This window comes from Sciscionella sediminilitoris (assembly GCF_000737195.2).
In the GTDB taxonomy this organism is placed as follows: Bacteria; Actinomycetota; Actinomycetes; order Mycobacteriales; family Pseudonocardiaceae; genus Sciscionella; species Sciscionella sediminilitoris.
On sequence record NZ_JALM01000078.1, the window covers coordinates 1 to 19,688 of the forward strand.

At 69.5% G+C, this 19,688-nt stretch carries 19 protein-coding genes and 1 pseudogene; 11 read left to right on the forward strand and 9 right to left on the reverse strand.

Going from position 1 to position 19,688, the window contains the following annotated elements; all coding sequences use genetic code 11:
* Positions 1-614, forward strand: a pseudogene (locus AD72_RS37265) (hypothetical protein); the annotation flags it as partial.
* Positions 615-722: 108 nt separating this feature from the next.
* On the opposite strand, the gene AD72_RS26735 reads toward AD72_RS37265, so the two are convergent.
* On the reverse strand, positions 723-1,697 hold the full coding sequence (locus AD72_RS26735; protein WP_031469363.1) for a 4-hydroxy-3-methylbut-2-enyl diphosphate reductase: 975 nt from the start codon (positions 1,695-1,697) through the stop codon (positions 723-725).
* A 126-nt stretch (positions 1,698-1,823) separates the two neighbouring features.
* On the opposite strand from AD72_RS26735, the gene AD72_RS26740 reads away from it, so the two are divergent.
* Genes AD72_RS26740 through AD72_RS26750 form a run of 3 tightly spaced genes read left to right on the forward strand, consistent with a single transcriptional unit; the run spans position 1,824 to position 3,945 of the window.
* On the forward strand, positions 1,824-2,474 hold the full coding sequence (locus tag AD72_RS26740; RefSeq protein WP_031469364.1) for a lipid droplet-associated protein: 651 nt from the start codon (positions 1,824-1,826) through the stop codon (positions 2,472-2,474).
* Positions 2,471-3,706: an exodeoxyribonuclease VII large subunit gene (gene xseA, locus AD72_RS26745; RefSeq protein ID WP_031469365.1), complete on the forward strand. Its 1,236-nt coding sequence runs from the start codon at positions 2,471-2,473 to the stop codon at positions 3,704-3,706. Before AD72_RS26740 ends, xseA begins: the two co-directional genes overlap by 4 nt.
* Positions 3,703-3,945, forward strand: coding sequence for an exodeoxyribonuclease VII small subunit (locus AD72_RS26750; protein WP_031469366.1), 243 nt, complete (start codon positions 3,703-3,705; stop codon positions 3,943-3,945). The genes xseA and AD72_RS26750 overlap by 4 nt, the downstream gene beginning before the upstream one ends.
* 7 nt (positions 3,946-3,952) lie before the next feature.
* On the opposite strand, the gene AD72_RS26755 is transcribed toward AD72_RS26750, so the two are convergent.
* On the reverse strand, positions 3,953-4,576 hold the full coding sequence (locus tag AD72_RS26755) for a DUF4245 domain-containing protein (RefSeq protein WP_156365385.1): 624 nt from the start codon (positions 4,574-4,576) through the stop codon (positions 3,953-3,955).
* Positions 4,577-4,652: 76 nt separating this feature from the next.
* On the opposite strand from AD72_RS26755, the gene glpX reads away from it, so the two are divergent.
* On the forward strand, positions 4,653-5,696 hold the full coding sequence (gene glpX / locus AD72_RS26760) for a class II fructose-bisphosphatase (RefSeq protein WP_031469368.1): 1,044 nt from the start codon (positions 4,653-4,655) through the stop codon (positions 5,694-5,696).
* A gap of 24 nt (positions 5,697-5,720) precedes the next feature.
* Here glpX and AD72_RS36815 read toward each other — a convergent pair whose 3' ends face one another.
* From AD72_RS36815 to AD72_RS26780, 4 genes are all read right to left on the reverse strand, one after another.
* A complete protein-coding gene (locus AD72_RS36815; protein WP_156365386.1) occupies positions 5,721-6,446 on the reverse strand; it encodes a hypothetical protein in 726 nt (241 codons plus the stop codon).
* A 146-nt stretch (positions 6,447-6,592) separates the two neighbouring features.
* On the reverse strand, positions 6,593-6,997 hold the full coding sequence (locus tag AD72_RS26770; RefSeq protein ID WP_031469370.1) for an acyl-CoA thioesterase: 405 nt from the start codon (positions 6,995-6,997) through the stop codon (positions 6,593-6,595).
* A complete protein-coding gene (locus AD72_RS26775; RefSeq protein ID WP_156365387.1) occupies positions 6,966-7,769 on the reverse strand; it encodes a helix-turn-helix domain-containing protein in 804 nt (267 codons plus the stop codon). Before AD72_RS26775 ends, AD72_RS26770 begins: the two co-directional genes overlap by 32 nt.
* Positions 7,769-8,761, reverse strand: a complete 993-nt coding sequence (locus AD72_RS26780) for an NAD(P)/FAD-dependent oxidoreductase (protein ID WP_031469372.1) — start codon at positions 8,759-8,761, stop codon at positions 7,769-7,771. The genes AD72_RS26775 and AD72_RS26780 overlap by 1 nt, the downstream gene beginning before the upstream one ends.
* Positions 8,762-8,864: 103 nt before the next feature.
* Between AD72_RS26780 and AD72_RS26785 the strand changes: the two genes are divergently transcribed.
* From AD72_RS26785 to AD72_RS26810, 6 genes are all read left to right on the forward strand, one after another.
* Positions 8,865-10,256 (forward strand): class II fumarate hydratase, encoded by a 1,392-nt coding sequence (locus AD72_RS26785; protein ID WP_031469373.1) that lies wholly within the window; start codon positions 8,865-8,867, stop codon positions 10,254-10,256.
* A 24-nt stretch (positions 10,257-10,280) separates the two neighbouring features.
* The gene (locus tag AD72_RS26790) at positions 10,281-11,258 is read left to right on the forward strand and encodes an aldo/keto reductase (protein ID WP_031469374.1); all 978 of its coding nucleotides are present in this window, start codon (positions 10,281-10,283) and stop codon (positions 11,256-11,258) included.
* A gap of 245 nt (positions 11,259-11,503) precedes the next feature.
* Entirely contained in the window at positions 11,504-13,000 is a 1,497-nt protein-coding gene (locus tag AD72_RS26795; RefSeq protein WP_031469375.1) for an ATP-dependent DNA ligase, read from the forward strand.
* 107 nt (positions 13,001-13,107) lie between these two features.
* On the forward strand, positions 13,108-13,800 hold the full coding sequence (locus AD72_RS26800) for a TetR/AcrR family transcriptional regulator (RefSeq protein WP_031469376.1): 693 nt from the start codon (positions 13,108-13,110) through the stop codon (positions 13,798-13,800).
* A gap of 12 nt (positions 13,801-13,812) precedes the next feature.
* Positions 13,813-14,988 (forward strand): cytochrome P450, encoded by a 1,176-nt coding sequence (locus AD72_RS26805; protein WP_031469377.1) that lies wholly within the window; start codon positions 13,813-13,815, stop codon positions 14,986-14,988.
* A 1-nt stretch (position 14,989) separates the two neighbouring features.
* Positions 14,990-16,423 carry a GuaB1 family IMP dehydrogenase-related protein gene (locus AD72_RS26810; RefSeq protein ID WP_031469378.1) on the forward strand — a complete coding sequence of 478 codons (1,434 nt, stop codon included), beginning with the start codon at positions 14,990-14,992 and terminating at the stop codon, positions 16,421-16,423.
* 4 nt (positions 16,424-16,427) lie between these two features.
* On the opposite strand, the gene AD72_RS26815 is transcribed toward AD72_RS26810, so the two are convergent.
* From AD72_RS26815 to AD72_RS26825, 3 genes are all read right to left on the reverse strand, one after another.
* Positions 16,428-17,204: an alpha/beta fold hydrolase gene (locus tag AD72_RS26815; RefSeq protein WP_031469379.1), complete on the reverse strand. Its 777-nt coding sequence runs from the start codon at positions 17,202-17,204 to the stop codon at positions 16,428-16,430.
* A 55-nt stretch (positions 17,205-17,259) separates the two neighbouring features.
* Positions 17,260-18,540 carry an RNA 5'-3' helicase PhoH2 gene (phoH2, locus tag AD72_RS26820; protein ID WP_031469380.1) on the reverse strand — a complete coding sequence of 427 codons (1,281 nt, stop codon included), beginning with the start codon at positions 18,538-18,540 and terminating at the stop codon, positions 17,260-17,262.
* 343 nt (positions 18,541-18,883) lie between these two features.
* Positions 18,884-19,666 (reverse strand): isoprenyl transferase, encoded by a 783-nt coding sequence (locus AD72_RS26825; RefSeq protein WP_031469381.1) that lies wholly within the window; start codon positions 19,664-19,666, stop codon positions 18,884-18,886.
* Positions 19,667-19,688 lie beyond the last annotated feature (22 nt).

A 19,688-nucleotide genomic window follows, 5' to 3' on the forward strand; every position in this document is an offset into this window, starting at 1 on the left:
GCCCCGGCGATCAGCAGCGGACCGCCGCCCACCCGCGGCCCGCCGAACAGCAGCGGCGCGCACCGGACCCCACCCGCCGCGGGATGCCCCCGGCGCGCGGCCAGCAGCCGCAACGGGACCAGCAGCCACAGCGGGACCAGCAGCCACAGCGGGACCAGCCGACCCGCGCCCAACCGCAGCAGCCGCGCCAGCAGACCACGGCCCGCAATCCGGTTCGCGGCGAGGACGAGCGCCCGCGCAGGCGGGAGCAGCCTCCGGGCAGGGAACGCGCGGCAGGCGCCGACCCAAGAGCGCGCGGCGATCAGGACCCCCGACGCTCCCCCGCCCCCGGTGGTCAGCCACCGCGGCGCGACCAGGGAACCCGGCGCGCACCGGATCCGCAGCGGGGCGGCGAACCGCCACGCAGGCGGGCCCACCAGGACGAGGCTCAGGAGCCACCACGGCGGCGCAACCCCGGACGGGGCGAGCAGCCGCGCGGACGGGGCGCGGAGGCGGCGAACAACGCCCGTGAGCGCGCCAGGCAGATCCGGGAGAACACCGAACGCGAAGCGCGCCGCCGGGCCGATGAGGGACAGCGTCAGCAGCCGCGTTTCCGCCGCCGCGACGATCAGTGATCCGGCCCCGGCAGTGATCCGGTACTGAACGCGACAGCGGCGCCGGGCGATCCGATTCGCCCGGCGCCGCTGTCGTTCGTCCGGCAGTGGTCAGCTATGTGACACGACTCACTCTCGCGCGCCGCCGAGGCTCTTCCGCAGTTCGCGGGGCAGGGCGAAGGTGATCTTCTCGTTCGCCGTGGTCACCTCGGACACGTCCGCCCAGCCGCGCTCGGCGAGGTACCGCAGCACCTCCTCGACCAGCAGCTCGGGCACCGAGGCCCCGCTGGTCACGCCGACCGTGCGCACCCCGTCCAGCCAGGCCTCGTCCAGTTCGCCCGCATGATCGACCCGGTGGGCGGTGCTCGCACCCGCATCGAGCGCGACCTCGACCAGTCGCACCGAGTTCGAGGAGTTGCCCGAACCGACGACGATCACCAGATCGCACTCCGGGGCCATGGTCTTCACCGCGACCTGGCGGTTCTGGGTGGCGTAGCAGATGTCGTCGCTCGGCGGATCGGACAGCTCGGGGAACCGCTCGCGCAGCGCGTCGACCCGGCGCATGGTCTCGTCGACGGACAACGTGGTCTGGGAGAGCCAGACGACCTTGGACGGGTCCCGCACCTCGACCGAGGCGACGTCCTCCTCGGTGTCCACGAGCTGGACGTTGTCCGGGGCCTCCCCCGAAGTGCCCTCCACTTCCTCGTGGCCGTGGTGCCCGATGAGCAGGATGTCGTAGTCGTCCCTGGCGAACCGCTTCGCTTCCTGGTGCACCTTGGTCACCAGCGGGCAGGTCGCGTCGATCGCCTGCAGTCCGCGCTCGTTCGCGCTCTCCCGCACCGCGGGCGAGACCCCGTGCGCGGAGAACACCACGTGCGCCCCCTCGGGAACCTCGTCGGTCTCCTCGACGAAGATCGCCCCGCGTTCGGTCAGCGTGCGCACCACGTGCTTGTTGTGCACGATCTCCTTGCGCACGTACACCGGCGCGCCGTAGCGTTCGAGTGCCTTCTCCACGGTTTCCACTGCACGGTCCACACCCGCGCAGTAGCCACGAGGCTTGGCGAGGAGTACACGCTTGCCGGGGTTGTCCTGCTCGACGGTCATACCTTCAGGGTAGGGCGCAACGGCGAACAGGTCGAAGACGACCGCGAAGATCACGTCCGCACCGGCGGGCGCGGTATCGCGGTGCCGGTGCGCCCGGCCGCGCGGACGAGGATACTTGGAGCTGTGATGAAACGACTGCCGTTCGGCGTACGCCTCGCCGCGGGGATCACCGCGACGATGGTCGAGAACGCACGTACGCTGCCGACCAAACTGCTCGGGCTTCCGGTCACCGTGGTCAGCGAGGCGCTGCAGTACACGATGCGGCTTCAGCAGGGCCTCACCGAGCTGGCGATCAAGGGCGATACCGCGCTCGCCGGGCTGCGGCCGGTCGAGAAGGCTCCCGCCTGGGCGACCTTCGACGAGGACCTGCTCGACGACGAGGGCTCCGGCGACTCCTACGGCAGCGCACCGATCGAGACCGCGGGTATCGAGGAACGCGAGATCGCGAAACTGCGCGCCGACCTGACCCGCTACGACGAGCGCGACCCCTCCGCGCTGAGTGCCTGGGACGCGGTCGCCCGTCAGCTCGCCACCCAGACCGAGGAGCGCCCCGAACCGGCCGAGCCCGAACCGCCGCACGCCTTCCCGAACTACCCAGAGCTCTCGCTGGCGCAGCTGCGTGCCCGGCTGCGCCGGTTCTCCGTCGAGGACCTCGGCGAACTGCTCGAGTACGAACTCGCCACCCACGACCGGGCCGACTACGTGCGCATGTTGCGCAACCGGATCGAGACGGTGCGCCAGGACAGCGCCGAGAATCCCGGCGATTCCGCCACGTGAGTACCCCGACGACGACCGCGGAGAATCCGTGGCCGGTGCGCACCGTCGCACGCAAGATCGGCGATTGGATCGGCAGACTCGGCGAGGTCTGGATCGAAGGCCAGCTCACCCAGGTCATCGCGCGCCGGGGTACCTCGACCGCATTCCTGACCCTGCGCGATCCGGCCGCCGACGTCTCGCTCACCCTGACCTGCCCGATGCGGCTGCTGCAGGCGCTCGAACACAAGCCCGCCGACGGTGACCGCGTCGTCGTGCACGGCAGGCCCTCCTTCTGGGCGGGCCGGGGCACCCTGTCGATCAGGGTGGACGAGATCCGCGCCGTGGGCATCGGTGAACTGCTCGCCCGCATCGAGCGGTTGCGCAAACTGCTCGGCGCCGAGGGACTGTTCGATCCGCGGCGCAAACAACGGCTTCCCGTGCTGCCCCGGCGGATCGGACTGATCACCGGGCGCGCCTCGGCCGCCGAGCGCGATGTGCTCAGCAATGCGCACGCCCGCTGGCCCCAGGCGCGGTTCGAGATCCACAACGTCGCCGTGCAGGGCCCGAACGCGGTACCGCAGATCAGCCGCGCCCTTTCCACCCTGGACATGAGCGAGGACGTGGACGTGATCGTGCTCGCCAGGGGCGGCGGCAGCGTCGAGGACCTGCTCCCCTTCTCCGACGAGGCACTGTGCCGGGCGGTGGCCCGCTGCCGCACCCCGGTGGTCAGCGCGGTCGGCCACGAGCCGGACTCACCGCTCTGCGATCAGGTCGCCGACCTGCGGTGTTCCACCCCGACCGATGCGGGAAAGACGATCGTGCCGGACATGGCCGAGCAGGTGCGCGCCCTGGGAATCCTGCGGGAACGCGCGCGCCGGGCGCTGGCCGGCTGGGTGGACCGGGAACGCAAGCTGCTCGAGGCGCTGCGCAGCCGCCCCGCGCTCGCCGATCCGTACGCCGGACTGCGGCGCCGCGGCGAGGAGATCACCGGGCTGCGGATGCGCGGCCGCCAAGCCATCCTCACCAGGCTGGGCGCCGAGCGCACCCAGCAGGCGAACCTGCGTGCCCAGTTGTCCACCCTCGGCCCGGCCGCGACCATGGCGCGCGGCTATGCGATCGTCGGCGTGCTCGGGGCGTCCGAGCAGACCGTGCTGCGCTCGGTCGCCGAGGTCACCGAGGGTGCCGAGCTGCGCATCCGGCTCGCCGACGGCGCACTGCGTGCCGTGGTGAACGAGGTGAAGAAGACGGAATGACCACCGAGGACAACGAACCCGAACTCGACTACGAATCCGCCCGCGACCAGCTCGCCGAGGTCGTCGCCAAGCTCGAGGCTGGCGGGCTCTCGCTGGAGGACTCGCTCGCCCTGTGGGAACGCGGGGAGGCCCTCGCCGCGCTGTGCGAGCGTCATCTCGCCGGTGCCCAGGAACGCGTGGACGCCGCGCTCTCGGTCGTGGTGGACGAGACGGCCGCGGCGGAAGCCGAAGAGTCCTGAGCGGGCGCTACTTGGCCGAACGCGGGACCGGCTGCGCCTTGGTCATCGCCGTGGCCAGCGTGCGGAACTGAGCCTCGCTCGCGTTCCCGGTGATCAGGATCCGCACCGCCCCGGTGTCCCGGATCCAGGTCTGCTCGTTGCGCACCGCGGGATAGGTCCGCCACGGCACCCCGCCCGCCTGCTTGGTCCCGGTCGCCGAAGGGGTGCTGTCCTTCGCTTCCGCGGCCTCGGCCACGAGCGGGCCGGTCGGCGCGTCGCTCTGCACCAGCCGCAGATAACCGTTCCGCGGGGTGACCCAGCCCGTGCGCACCTCCGTCAGCCCGTCGAGTGGGCTGACGTCGCCGGAGTTGGACCACCAGTCCTTGGGCAGCTCCGGCACCCGGACCGGGAAGTGCATGTCCTGCGCGACCGTGGTCAGCTGCTTGTGCGCGTCCTGGCGCGGCTGCACCGATTCATCCACCGAGGCGTGCCCCGGGGAGAACGACCAGCCGCCGAGCAGCCCGACGAGCACGAGCACGACCACCGCGAGTACCACCATCGTCAGCATCATGTCGCGGGTACCGAGGCGAAGACGCTGCGTCCGTCGATCCTGCGCTTGTGGGTTCTGCGCTCCCGGGTTCTGCTCGGTCACTTTTCCATCGTGTCACCCGAGGGGCGGCGCGGCCATCTGGGAGGATCAACGCCACAGACCGCAAGGAGGCCACAGGATGACCACACCGGCTGACCACAGGACGGAAGCACCGGATCGCAACCTCGCGCTGGAACTCGTCCGCGTCACCGAGGCAGCGGCGATGGCCGCGGGCCGCTGGGTGGGGCGGGGCGACAAGAACGGCGGCGATGGTGCGGCCGTCGACGCCATGCGCAAGCTGATCGGCACCGTGAGCATGCACGGCGTCGTGGTGATCGGCGAGGGCGAGAAAGACGAAGCCCCGATGCTCTACAACGGCGAGCACGTCGGCAACGGGGACGGACCGGACTGCGATGTCGCCGTCGACCCGATCGACGGAACCACCCTGATGTCCAAGGGGATGCTCAACGCGATCGCCGTCATGGCCGTCTCCGAGCGCGGCGCGATGTACGACCCCTCCGCGGTGTTCTACATGGAGAAGATCGCCGTCGGCCCGGAAGCCGCCAACGCGATCGATCTGAACCGGTCCATCGAAGAGAACATCCGCGCCGTGGCCAAGGCCAAGCATTCCGATGTCACCGATGTCACCGTGTGCATCCTCGACCGGCCCCGCCACGACTCCATCGTCGAGGAGGTCCGCCAGGCCGGGGCGCGCATCCGGTTCATCTCCGACGGCGATGTGGCCGGGGCGATCTCCGCGGCCCGCCCGCACACCGGTGTCGACATGCTGCTCGGTATCGGCGGCACCCCGGAGGGCATCATCGCCGCCGCCGCGCTCAAGTGCATGGGCGGCGCCATCCAGGGACGGCTGTGGCCCAAGGACGACGCCGAGCGCCAGCGCGCCATCGACGCCGGACACGACCTCGACCGGGTGCTGCACACCGATGACCTGGTCGGCGGCGAGAACGCCTTCTTCTGCGCCACCGGGATCACCGACGGCGACCTGCTCCGCGGGGTCCGCTACGGGGCGGGCGGCTGCACGACGCACTCCATCGTGATGCGTTCCAAGTCCGGAACCGTGCGCATGGTCGAGGGCTTCCACCGGCTGAACAAGCTGCGCACCTACTCCGCAGTCGACTTCGACCGCTCGCGCAATTCCGAGGAGCCGCCGCCGCTGCCCTGATCGTCCGGCGCCGAGCGCGCGGGTTCAGCGCAGGCGCCCGGCGAACTCCCGCAACGCGTCGGAGAGCAGCGGGACACCGAAGGTCTCCAGCACCGCCTCGCGTGCCGGGCAGGCCGCGAAGTTCGGGCAGATCAGCGGGATCAGCACTCGGAGCACGCTGGTCACCTGGCCCGTCGGCAGTGCGGCGGAGACCACGGCGTTGCGGCCATAGGTGCCGACCGCGGCGAACGCCTCGGCGAGGAACGCGGGCGCGCCCGCGGCGAGCAGCGTCTCCCGCAACGGGTCGCGCAGTTTGCCCGCATAGGTGCCCGGGGTGATCGCGTTGGCTGTGCCGTCGAGCCGGCGGCACAGCCAATGCCCACGCCGCCGGTGCACCGGCAGGGTCGTGAGCAGCCGGTCGGCCAGGCGCGTGTAGAGCCGTTCCGGATCGAAGGCCAGCGCGACCGCGTCCTGATACACCTCGCCGGACCGGTTCACCAGCGCCTGTCTCGCCCGGTCCCGCGCACGCGCCTGTCGTGGCCTCGGCCGCCTGCGCCACGGCTGGTCCGCCGACTGCTCCGGCGGCCGCATCCACCGCTGTTCCGGTTGCCGCGCACCGAGATGCGCGATCCGGTGCTCCCTGGGCCACGTCGTCGTGCTCGGGGTACCGCGCCGCGCGCACTCCGCGCCGCGCTGCGAATCGAAGCGATGCCGACCACCGCAGTACTCACACTCGTACTGGTTTCTCGGGAGTCGTCGATAGCTCGCCATGAACCGCTACGGTAAGCCCGATCGGGGTGCCCGTCTGTCGGCCAAGCAGGTAGCTCCTCTCCCGATGATCATGCCTCAGTGTCAGTTCCCCGGCATGTGAGTGACCGCGGGGCGGGCTGGGTGACTCACACGGAGCAGTGCGCGGTTCAGAGCCCGAGCAGCCCGGGCTCGGTCGCGAACGCCCCGATCCGCTCGGCATCCGGGACCAGGCGGCGGGTGCGCAGATCGAGCAACCCCGTGACGCTGTGCACCGCCGCCAGCCGGGTTCCATCGGCGCACAGCTCCTGGTGCACCCGCCCGGTCTTGCCGTGATATTCGAACTCGGTGACCACCTTGATCTCCCCGCCACGGATCTCGCGCTCGAAGCGGATGGTCGTCTCCAGGTTCACCGGGCCGAGGTGAGCCGCGGCGAGCGCGTCGAGGCGGACTCCGGCGGCCTGTACGCATTCCCACCGCGCCTGGTCGGCGTACTCGAGGTATTTCGGGCCGCGCACGTGACCGTTCGTGTCGAGGTCGGCGTTACGCACCTGGATCCGCACGGTGAACGTCATACGGCCCATGCTCACCGGTTCCGCGCTGCCGGTCTTGGATGTTCCGGCCAGCCCGCCGGATCCGTGGCCGCCTGGCCAACTCCCCGGGCCGCGCCGAGGCCAGCTCGGCGCATTCCCGCGCCAGGTGAGCCTGGTCGGTGTAACCAGCGCGCGCCGCGGCGTCCGCGAGACCTGCCCCGCGTTCGGTCGCCGCAAGGAAGGCCTGGAACCGCAGTATCCGGTGCAGCTGCTTCGGACCCAGCCCGAGCTGCTGGACGCACCTGCGGCGCAGGGTCCGCTCGCTGGTCCCCAGCCGTGCCGCCGTGGCGGCGGGCCCGCCCGTGCCGAGCAGCCGCGCGGCACCGAGGACGAGGGCATCGACGCCGGTCAGCCGCTCGGACACCAGGGCACACAGTGTCCCGGCCGCATCCTCGGCGGTGGCGAGCCGCCGCTCGGCGTGGTCCGCGGCGGCGCCCCAGACCTCGCGCAGCCGGAGGCTGGCCGGCATCCCGCATGGGCTCTCCCCGAGCACACTCGCCACGAGCCCGGGGCGCAGCCGCACCCCGAGGTGCACCGCACCGGCGGCGACCGGAAACCGCACGGGGTGCGCGGTCGGGATGGCCACATGCAGTTCCGCGCCGGTCCACACCAGATCCAGGCAGCCATCGGGCAGCACCCGCAGCCGACGGTCCCAGCCACCGTTGCCGATCCACACGCAGCGGACCGGACCGGGCCCGGCAGGTCGTTCCCGATACCTGCTCGGCCCGGCGACCTGGCGTACGGGAACGCCCATCAGCCCGCGTTCGAGGAGTGCCCGGGGAACAGATGGGCATCCGGATCGAGCAGGACGGCGATGTTGTTCACCGCGGTCGCCGCCTCGCCGAATCCGGTGGCGATCAGCTTGACCTTGCCCTCGTACTGGGCGACGTCCCCGGCCGCGTAAACCCGCTCGCGCGCGGTCCGCATCGTCGTGTCCACCCGTACCGCCCGGTGGTCGATCTCCAGTCCCCAGTTCTCCAGCGGACCGAGGTCGGCGATGAACCCGAGCGCCGCGACGACCGTCTGCGCGGGGAGCACGTGCACCTTGCCCTTGTCCGGCCCGCGTTGCACGGTCACCTCGACCTCATCCAGTGCCGCGTTTCCACGCAGCTCGGTCACCTCTCCGTCGGTGATGATCGGCACACCGAGCTCGGACACCTGGCGGACCGTCGCGGGGAGAGCCCGGAACTTGGCGCGGCGGTGCACGAGCGTCACACTCGCCGCGATGGGGTGCATGGCCAGCGCCCAGTCCAGTGCCGAATCCCCGCCACCGACGATCACCACGTCCTTGTCCGTGTGCTCGTCCAGCTTCGGCACGAAGTGCACCATTCCCTTGCCCAGCCAGCCGTCCCCGGCCGGAAGCGGGCGTGGGCGGAACTCGCCGATCCCCGCGGTGAGCAGCACCGCGCGCGCACGGATCACGCTGCCGTCGTCCAGGGTGACCAGCAGGGCCTGGTCGGCATCGGTGAGCTCGCGGGCCTGCCTGCCCAGCAGATAGCGCGGTTTGGCCTGGTCTGCCTGCTCCACTAGGGATTCCACGAGATCGCGCCCGCGCACCGAGGGGAACCCGGCGACATCGAAGATCTGCTTCTCCGGATACATGGCGGTGACCTGGCCACCCGGTTCGGGAAGCGCATCGACGATCGCGGTGCTCAGTTCGCGGAATCCCGCATAGTAGGCGGCGAACAAGCCGGTCGGCCCGGCTCCGATGATCAACAAGTCGACTTCTGAGTCCGGCTGGGACATGACACGGCCTCGTTTCACGGTGCAGGTGGTGGACTGCGAGACCGACATTACGCGTGTGGTAGGCAACGGTTCGAGTGCTCGATCGGAGTGCAAGACTGTCGCCATGGCTGAATACCGCATCGAGCACGACACGATGGGCGAGGTCAAGGTGCCCGCCGACGCCTTGTACCGCGCGCAGACCCAGCGTGCCGTGGAGAACTTCCCCATCTCCGGACACGGCCTCGAGCGCAAGCAGATCCGCGCGCTCGGCCTGCTCAAGGGTGCCGCCGCGCGGGTGAACCAGCGGCTCGGCGTACTCGAGGCCGAGGTCGCCGAGGCGATCGCCGCGGCGGCGGACGAGGTCGCCGAGGGCAAATACGACGAGCACTTCCCGGTCGACGTGTTCCAGACCGGATCCGGCACCTCCTCGAACATGAACGCCAACGAGGTGATCGCGACCCTGGCCACCACCAGGCTCGGCCGGGATGTGCACCCGAACGACGCGGTGAACGCCTCGCAGTCGTCCAACGACACCTTCCCCACCTCGGTGCACCTGGCCGCGACCGAGGCTCTCGTCACCGACCTGATTCCCGCGCTCGAGCACCTCGCCACGGTGATCGAGGGGCGCGCTGGTGAGTGGGCCGATGTGGTCAAGTCCGGCCGCACGCATCTCATGGACGCCGTGCCGATCACGCTCGGCCAGGAAGCGGGTGGCTGGGCCACGCAGGTGCGCTACTCGGTCGAGCGCATCAACAGCACGCTGGCCCGGGTCGGTGAGCTGCCCATCGGCGGCACCGCGGTGGGCACCGGGCTGAACACCCCGGAAGGGTTCGGCGGCAAGGTCGCCGAGGAACTCGCCACCGCGACGGGACTTCCGGTGACCGAGGCGCGTGATCACATGGAAGCGCAGGCGAGCAGGGACGGGCTCGTGGAAGCCTCCGGTGCGATGCGCACGACCGCGGTCTCGCTGTTCAAGATCGCCAACGATGTGCGCTGGCTCGGGTCCGGGCCGCGCACCGGGCTCGCCGAGCTCGCGCTGCCGGATCTGCAGCCGGGTTCCTCGATCATGCCGGGCAAGGTCAATCCGGTGATCTGCGAGGCCACCATGATGGTCGCCTCCCAGGTGATCGGCAACGACTCGGCCGTCGGATTCGCGGGTGCCCAGGGCAATTTCGAGTTGAACGTGATGATCCCGGTCATGGCGCGCAACGTGCTCGAATCGGCCCGGCTGCTGGCGAACACCGCGGTGCTGCTGGCCGACAAGGTGTTCGCCGGTGCGCAGCCGGACACCGAGCGGGCCCGCGAGTACGCCGAGTCCTCCCCCTCGATCGTCACCCCGCTCAACCGGTACATCGGTTACGAGGAGGCGGCCGCGATCGCGAAGCAGGCGCTCAAGGAACGCAAGACGATCCGCCAGGTCGTCATCGAGCGCGGGCACCTCGAGTCGGGCAAACTGACCGAGGCGCAGCTCGACGAGGCGCTCGACGTGCTGCGCATGGCGGGCGGCGGACGCTAGCACGAACCACATCAGGAGGTACGCATGCGCACGACCCGACTCGGCCGGTCGGAGCTGAACGTCTCCAGGATCGCCTTCGGCACCTGGCAGATCGGCGGTGACTGGGGCTCGTTCGAGATCGAGACGGTCAAACAGGCCATCCGGTACGCCCGCGAGGCGGGCATCAACTTCTTCGACACCGCACAGGCCTATGGGTTCGGGGCCTCGGAGCAGTTGCTCGGCGAGGCGCTGCGCGAGGAACTGCGCGGCAACCGGGATGAACTGGTGATCGCGACCAAGGGCGGGATCCTCCCCGGGGCCGAGCGCAGCAGGCTCGCCACCCGGGCGAATCTGCGGGACGGCGTGGAGCAGAGCCTGCGCGCCCTCGGTGTCGAGCACATCGACCTCTACCAGGTGCACTGGCCGGATCCGGACACGCCTGCCGAGGAGACCGCGGGCGCGCTGCAGGAGCTCGTGGACGAGGGCAAGATCCGGCACGCCGGGGTCTCGAACTACGACGCCGAACAGCTCGCCGCCTTCGACGCGGTGCGGCCGGTGGAGACCCTGCAACCGCCGTATCACCTGCTGCGCAGGGAAATCGAAGGCTCCGCGCTGCCCTACACCCGTGAGCACGACATCGGGGTGCTCGTCTACAGCCCACTCGGCAGTGGCCTGCTCACCGGCTCGTGGACCGCCGAGACCAGCTTCGCCGAGGACGACTGGCGGGCCAAGGCGAGCGCGTTCACCGGGGACGCGCTGCGGCGCAACCTGGATGTCGTCGAACGGCTCAAGGAGTTCGGCGCCGCGCGCGGGCTCTCGGTGGCTCAGGTGGCACTCGCCTGGGCACTCGCCAAGGACGGCGTGCACGTGGCCATCGTCGGATCGCGGCGTAAGGAGAGCATCGCCGACAGCGCCGCGGCGGCCGAGATCGAGCTCTCGGCCGCGGACATCGCCGAGATCGAGCGCATCGCGGCGGACGGTGTGCAGATCGAACAGCAGGCCACCCCGGAGGGCATTCTCTGAAGGTCCCCGGCGCACCGGCCTCCCGGGCGGTGGAGCGCTCCCTGACGCGGAGCTCTCCACCGCCTTTTCTGTTGTCCCACAGGTCTTCTCGCGCATATCGCTCCCCAGCGGTTCGTCTCCGGCACCCGGCCTGAGTCGAGAATAGGGCGCGGTTTCCGGGGATCGCACGACGAAAAGCGCGTGAATGGAACCATTCACGCGCTTTTGCCCGGGCATCTGTCGGTGCACCGGTTCACAATGGCCTTGTGTTGTTCATCGATGTCGTCACCACGTCCGCCACGATCGCGGCCACCAGGTCCCGGCGGGCCAAGATCGCCGCGCTGGCGGAGTTGCTGCGCGCCGCGGCCCCGGAGGAGGTCGCCGTCGTCACGGCGGTACTCGCGGGCACGCCGGTGCAGGGGCGGATCGGCATCGGCTGGCGCACCCTCGCCGACAACCGGACGGCCCCGGTGGCCGAACCGGGGATCACGGTTCTCGAGATCGATGCGGGGATCACCGAGCTAGCCGGGCTGAGCGGTGCCGGGTCCGGCACCCGGCGCAGGGAGGTGCTCGGGAAACTGTTCGGCCGGTGCACCGAAGCCGAGCAGGAACTGCTGTTCCGGCTGCTCACCGGCGAACTGCGGCACGGTGCGCTCGAAGGGATCATGACCGAGGCGATCGCGGCGGCCGCCGGACTGCCCGCCGAGGACGTGCGCAGGGCCTTCATGCTGTGCGGTCGCCTGGCCGAGACGGCCCGCGCGGCGCTGGGCGGCGGCGCACCGGCACTCGCCGCGTTCGGAATCGAGCTGGGTCGCCCGGTGCGCCCGATGCTCGCCTCTCCCGGAACCGGTATCGAAGAGGCCATCCAGGAGCTCGGCGCGGTCAGCATCGAGTACAAGCTCGACGGCGCGCGGATCCAGGTGCACAAGGACGGCTCGGATGTCGCCGTGTTCACCAGGACGCTGCGGGAGATCACCGGATCCGTGCCCGAACTCGTCGCCCTGGTCCGCGATCTTCCGGGAAACCGGTTCATCCTCGACGGGGAATCACTCACGCTCACCGAGGACGGAAAACCGCGCCCGTTCCAGGAAACGATGAGCCGTTTCGGAGCCGAATCCGAACGGGATGTGTTGCTGCGCCCGTACTTCTTCGATGTGCTGCACCACGATGGCACCGATCTGCTCGACGAGCCGCTGCGGGAACGCCAGTCCGTACTGCGTGAGCTGGCCCCCGGGGACGTCATCACCGGAAGCACCGATCCAGCGGCGGCGAACCAGGTGTTCGACGATGCCCTCGCCGCAGGGCACGAGGGCATCGTGCTCAAATCGCTGGACTCGGTGTACGCGGCGGGCCGCCGAGGGGCGAGCTGGCGCAAGATCAAACCGGTGCACACGCTCGATCTGATCGTGCTCGCCGCCGAGTGGGGGCACGGTCGCCGCACCGGCACCCTGTCCAACCTGCATCTCGGTGCCCGCGACCCGGACGGCGGCGAACCGATCATGGTCGGCAAGACCTTCAAGGGGCTCACCGACGAACTACTCGCCTGGCAAACCCAGGCGCTGCAAGAGATCCAGCGCTCCACCGACGGCTGGACGGTCACCGTCACGCCCGAGCTCGTGGTGGAGATCGCCCTCGACGGGGCGCAGCGCAGCACGCGCTATCCCGGCGGGCTGGCGCTGCGGTTCGCCCGCGTCGTGCGCTATCGGCCGGACAAGACACCTGGCGAGGCGGACACCATCGACGCGGTACGTGCCCTGCGCTGACCTGGCATTTCATTCCCTCTTGCCACCGGATACGGGAAGGCGTACCTTCGGCCGTGACCAGATGAACGAATTTGGTCATACAGTCAGAAGCCGGAATGGACACCGAGATGAACGCCAAGAGAGCCCGGGCCGACCAGATACTCGATGCTGCGGCCGAATTGCTCGTCACCGTGGGCTATCGCAAGGTGACCATCGACGAGGTGGCCGAACGGGCGAACGTCGGCAAGGGCACCGTGTACCTGCACTGGCGCAGCCGCGACGAACTCCTGCTGGCCACGCTCACCCGCGAGGGCGCCACGCTGATGAGTGAGATCGTCGCGGCGGGAAAAATCGATCCGGCAACCTTCCTGCCGCACCGGTTCTTCCGGCTGATCCTGCGCAGGGTGCTCGACCGCCCACTGCTGCACGGCATATACACATTGGACAGTCAAATACTCGGGAAACTGTCCAGCACCGCGAGCGGGACGAACATCCGGAACATCAAGATCCTCACCTTCGATGAGTACTTTGGTTTGCTCTCGGACAACGGGATCCTCCGCGCCGATCTGTCGATCACCGCCATCACCTACGGCGTCACCGGAATGCTCCTCGGCTGCGTGACCATCGATCCGATGCTCCCCGAGGAATGGGAGCTGACGGCGGACGACAAGGCCGACGTTTTCGCCGGTTCGATCCGTTCCGCCTACGAGAACGAGCAGCCGGATCACGAGGCTCTTGCCACTATCGCGCCGAAACTACTCGCCCAGTTCGACGAACTCGCCTCGTCCTACCGGGAATTCGTCTACCACAAGGCCAACTGAGAAAGGCCCGAAATGACCGCCACCACGATGAGCTACCAGCAGATGCACGAATGGATGCGCGGAATGCGCGAAAAAGCGCCCGTGCACTTCAACCGGGAATCGGACGTGTACGCGCAGGTATTCGGATACGCCGAGGCGTTCACCGCCCTCACCGAATACAAGGACTTCTCCTCGGACCTCAGCGATCTCAGCCCCGAGAAGCCGGGATTCGAGCTGTTCCGGGAGGGAAGTTTCATCAACCTCGACCCGCCCGTGCACGACCAGTTGCGCGGCACGGTGAGCAAGGCGTTCACCCCCAAGGTGGTCGCGGACCTCGAGCCGCGGATCGCCGCGGTCACCGATGAACTGCTCGAACAGGCGGGCACCGAGTTCGACCTCGTCGAGCAGCTGGCCTATCCGCTGCCGGTGATCGTGATCGCCGAACTGCTCGGTATCCCGACCAGCGACCGGCCGCTGTTCCGCAAGTGGGCCGATACCCTGCTCTCGCAGAACATCGCCGCGGACGATGTGGTCGACGACGCCCTGGTCGAGGCCGTTCTGCCGACCATGCACGAGATGAACGAGTACCTGCTCGACTACATTCGCAGCCGCCGGCGCAATCCGGGAACCGACCTGACGAGCCACCTGACCGTCGTCGAGTCCGAGGGACGCACCCTGACCGACAGCCAGATCGTCGGTTTCGTGGGGCTGCTGCTGATCGCCGGGCACATCACCACCACCGCGCTGCTCGGCAACAGTGCCATCCTGCTCGACCAGCGTCCGGAACTCGTTCCCGAACTCCGCGCGAACCGCGAGCTCGTTCCGCAGGCGATCGAGGAGTTCCTGCGCATCCGCTCGCCGTTCCCCCGGCTGGCCCGCAAAGCGCGGCACGACCTCGAACTCGGCGGCGTGACCGTGCCCGCCGGAACTCCGCTGCTGCTCTGGATCGCCTCGGCCAACCGGGACGCCGCGCAGTTCAGTGACCCGGATGCGCTGGACATCCACCGGCACCCGAACCGCCACCTGGCATTCGGCAAGGGCATCCACTTCTGCATCGGCGCACCGTTGGCCCGCCTGGAAGCGCGGGTGGCGCTGAACCGGCTGCTCGACAAGTACTCCGGCCTGGCGGTCGCGGGCGAACCGCAGTTCTTCAGCCCGATGAGCATCACCTCCGCCAAGTACCTCCCGGTCTCGGGTAGCCTGGCATGACGTGCAGCTGATTCAACGGCCAAGCCACGAGCTGACCTACGACGACGTCTTCCTCGTGCCGAACCGCTCCGCGGTCGCGTCCCGCTCCGATGTGGACCTCGCGACCTCGGACGGGACCGGCACCACCATCCCGATCGTGGTCGCGAACATGACCGCGGTAGCCGGGCGGCGCATGGCGGAGACGGTGGCCAGGCGCGGTGGCATCGTGGTCCTTCCCCAGGATGTCGATTCCGAGGCGGTCGCCGAGATCGTGTCCTGGGTGAAGGCCCGCGACACCGTCTGGGACACCCCGCTCACCCTCGCTCCCGGCGACGCGGTCGCGGACGCGCTGAACCTGCTCCCCAAACGCGCGCACGGAGCGGTCGTGCTCGTCGACGAGGGGAACCATCCGGTCGGTGTGGTCACCGAGGCGGCATGCGCCGGGGTCGACCGGTTCGCCCGGCTGGCCGATGTCGCCGACACCGACTTGCTCACCCTCGACCTGTCCACCAAACCGCGCGAGGTGTTCGAACATCTGCACGGGCGCACCAACCGGATCGCACTCGGGGTGGACGCCGACGGGCGGCTCGCCGGGGTGCTCACCGAGGTCGGTGCGCTGCGCGCGGAGCTCTACCGGCCCGCGCTCGACGCCCGGGACCGGCTCCGGGTCGCCGCGGCGGTCGGGGTGAACGGCGATGTCGCGGAGAAGGCGGGCGCCCTGCTCGAGGCCGGGGTGGACACCATCGTGGTGGACACCGCGCACGGCCATCAGGAGAAGATGATCACCGCGCTGGGCGCGGTGCGGTCCTGTGCACCCACGGTTCCGGTGGTCGCGGGCAATGTGGTGACCGCGACGGCGACCCAGGACCTCATCGAGGCCGGGGCCGACGTGGTCAAGGTCGGTGTCGGTCCGGGCGCGATGTGCACCACCCGGATGATGACCGGCGTCGGCAGGCCGCAGTTCTCCGCCGTGGCCGAATGCGCCGAGGCCGCCCGCGAACGCGGTAAACACGTCTGGGCCGACGGCGGGGTGCGGCATCCGCGCGATGTGGCGCTCGCCATCGCCGCGGGCGCGGCGAACGTGATGATCGGCTCGTGGTTCGCCGGGACCTACGAATCCCCTGGCGATCTGCAGCGGGATGCCGAGGGACGGTTGTACAAGGAGTCCTTCGGCATGGCCTCCAAGCGGGCGGTCACCGCGCGGACCAGGACCGACAGCGCCTTCGACCGGGCACGCAAGGCCCTGTTCGAGGAGGGCATCTCGGCCTCCCGGATGAAGCTGGATCCCACGGCCCCCGGCGTCGAGGACCTCATCGACGGCGTGTGCTCCGGGGTGCGTTCCGCGTGCACCTACGCGGGCGCGGCCACCCTCGACGAACTCACCGAACGCGCGGTGGTCGGGGTGCAGTCGGCGGCCGGTTTCGCGGAAGGGCGCCCGCTGCCGGGCGGCTGGTGACCATTCACCCCAGGTGAAAAGCCAGCAGCACCTCGGCGATGGCTTCCGGATCGGCGACGTGTCCCTGACCGGCGAGCGTCCTGCGCCTGGAGTGCGGGACGCTGCCGGCGATCGCGTCGGCGGCGGGGCCGAAGAACCCCGCGCCCAGTTCTCCGTCGAGCACCAGGACCGGCTGGCTGATCGTGGCGAGACGTTCGGTCGACGGCACCCCGGTTCCGAGGCAGGTCACGTCGTAGACGAGCGTCGGGGCCAGTTCGAGCAGACCCGGCCACATCGGAGTGTGCCGTGCCGCCTCGATCTGTTCCTCGGGTGAGCCCCAGTTCCGCATCGCGTGGACCAGTGCACCGTCCCGATCACCGCTCTCGATCAGGACACGCAGTCGTTCGGCGAAGGCGTGCTGACGGCGGGGCGCCCCCTCGGTCATGTCGTACGGCACCTCGTACACCGAGAGCGAGCTGACCGGAAGCCCCGCGGCCACTGCCTCCAACGCGAGCGCGCCGCCCGAGGAAACACCGTGCAGGTGCGCGGTCCCGCCCGCCTCGGACACCAGGGCGAGCAGGTCCTCGATCTCCCTGGCGAGGGCATAGGGCGCGGTGTCCCCGCTCTCTCCACGGCCCCGGCGCGCGTAGTTGAACACGGTGCATGAGCGCGCCAGTTCCTCGGCGAGCGGCACGTTCTCGGCCCCGTCGTCCAGTGCCCCGCCGACCAGGATCACCGCCGGACCCGATCCGGTGCGCACATAGCTGATCCGGGTGCCGTCCTTCGAGGTCACCGTGGCCATCTCGGTCCATCCCCCGTCCGGTCCCCGCGGTGTCGCGGGAACCGGACGGCGATGATCAGGGCGCGTCGTGCTCGAGCATCTCGGTCACCAGCGCGGCGACCGGGGAACGCTCCGAGCGGGTCAGCGTGATGTGGGCGAACAGCGGATGCCCCTTGAGTTTCTCGATCACCGCGGCCACTCCGTCGTGCCTGCCGACGCGCAGGTTGTCCCGCTGTGCCACATCGTGAGTGAGCACCACCCGGGATCCGGTTCCCAGCCGGGACAGCACGGTGAGCAGCACATTGCGCTCCAGCGACTGAGCCTCGTCCACGATCACGAACGCGTCGTGCAGCGAGCGGCCGCGGATGTGGGTCAGCGGGAGCACCTCGAGCATTCCGCGATCGATGACCTCGTCGACCACGTTCTGACTGGCGAGCGCGCCGAGCGTGTCGAAGACCGCCTGTGCCCAGGGAGCCATCTTCTCGTTCTCCGCGCCCGGCAGATACCCGAGATCCTGGCCACCCACCGCGTACATCGGGCGGAACACGACCACCTTGCGGTGTTTGCCCCGCTCGAGTACCGCCTCCAGACCGGCGCAGAGGGCGAGCGCGGACTTCCCGGTTCCCGCCCGGCCACCGAGCGAGATGATGCCGACCTCATCGTCGAGCAACAGGTCGAGCGCGATGCGCTGCTCCGCGGACCGCCCGTGCAGGCCGAACGCCTCCCGGTCGCCGCGCACCAGCCGCACCTGCTTGTCCGCGGTCACCCTGCCGAGCGCGCTCGAGGTGCCCGCGAGGAGCCGCACGCCGGTGTGGCACGGCAACTCGAGCGCTTCCTCGAGGTCGACGTTTCCCTCCGCGAACAGGTCATCGACGTCCTGCGGGGACACCTCCACATCGGTCATCCCGGTCCAGCCGGAGGAGATCACGTCCTGTGCGTGGTACGCGTCGGCGGACAACCCGACCGCGGCCGCCTTCACCCGGAGCGGGACATCCTTGGTCACCAGGGTGACCTCGGAGCCTTCCGCAGCGAGGTTCAGCGCACAGGCGAGGATCCTCGTGTCATTGCTGTCGGTGCGAAAACCCGGCGGCAACACGGTCGGATCGGAATGATTGAGCTCCACCTGGACAGTGCCGTCCTCGTCGCCGATCGGCACCGGCGTGTCGAGGCGCCCGTAGCGCACACGCAGGTCGTCGAGCAGGCGTAGGGCCTCGCGTGCGAACCACCCCAGTTCCGGGTGGTGTCGCTTGGCCTCCAGCTCACCGATCACCACGAGCGGGAGCACGACAGCGTGTTCGGCGAACCGCTGCGGCGCCCATGGATCGGAAAGCAATACCGAGGTGTCCAGCACGTACATGTGCCGGGGCACAGGGGTTTCGGAAGCGTGCGGAGCAGTCACGAGCTCTCCCTTGCGAACGCGGCACCACGTCCGCTGATCGTTGGGGCGAGGCAGGCTCCGCAAGTCCGGGCGTCCCATCGAGGACACCCGGCCAGAGAGCCGGTGCCGGCCCCCTCGCGCTCGCTTGCACGTTTGCGGGCCTCCCGGCGAACCGATCTGGGCATCGATCCGTCACCCGCAAGCTACCTGTGATGCGGGCCGTTCGATACGTGCCACACAGGTGATTTCCCAATTCGTCATGTTCGGCTGCACTGTGTGTAACCTGACATGGGGAATTACCGTGGGTTACGCCCCGGAAAGCCTAGGAACCGAAACGACGGTGCCTGATCGCGTAGTCGCGCATCGCACGCAGGAAATCGGTACGCCGGAACTCCGGCCAGTAGGCCTCGGTGAACCAGAACTCGGAATGCACCGACTGCCACAGCATGAACCCGGAAAGGCGCTGCTCACCGGAGGTTCGGATGAGCAGATCCGGATCGGGCTGCCCGGAGGTGTACATGTGCTCGGCGATGTGGTCCACATCGAGCACCTCGGCGAGCTCCTCGATCGTGGTGCCCGCCTCCGCGTGCTGCTGGAGCAGCTTGCGCACCGCGTCCGCGATCTCCTGGCGCCCGCCGTACCCGACCGCGATGTTGACCTGCATCCCCGGCTTGTCCTGAGCGACGTTGACCGCCTCGATGAGCCGGGTGGCGATCTTCGTCGGCAGCACATCCATCGCACCGACCAGACGCATCTGCCACTGGTTACGCGAACCGGAGAGATCGTCGACCACATCCGCGATGGTGTCCAGCAGCGGGCCGACCTCGGCCGAGTCCCGGTTCAGGTTGTCCGTGGAGAGCAGCCAGAGGGTCACGACCTCCACCCCGGCCTCGTCACACCACTCGAGGAACTCCTCGATGTGCGCGGCACCGGCGCGGTGCCCATCGGCCACATCGGTCAGTCCGGCGCGGCGCGCCCACCGGCGATTGCCGTCGAGCACGATGCCGACATGCCGTGGCCGACGGCTCGCCCCGTTGATCTGGGCGTGAAGACGCCGCTCATACAAGCCGTAGACGACATGCGCAACCCGCGATCGCAAACTCACGTCCGACGAGCTTACACCGTGC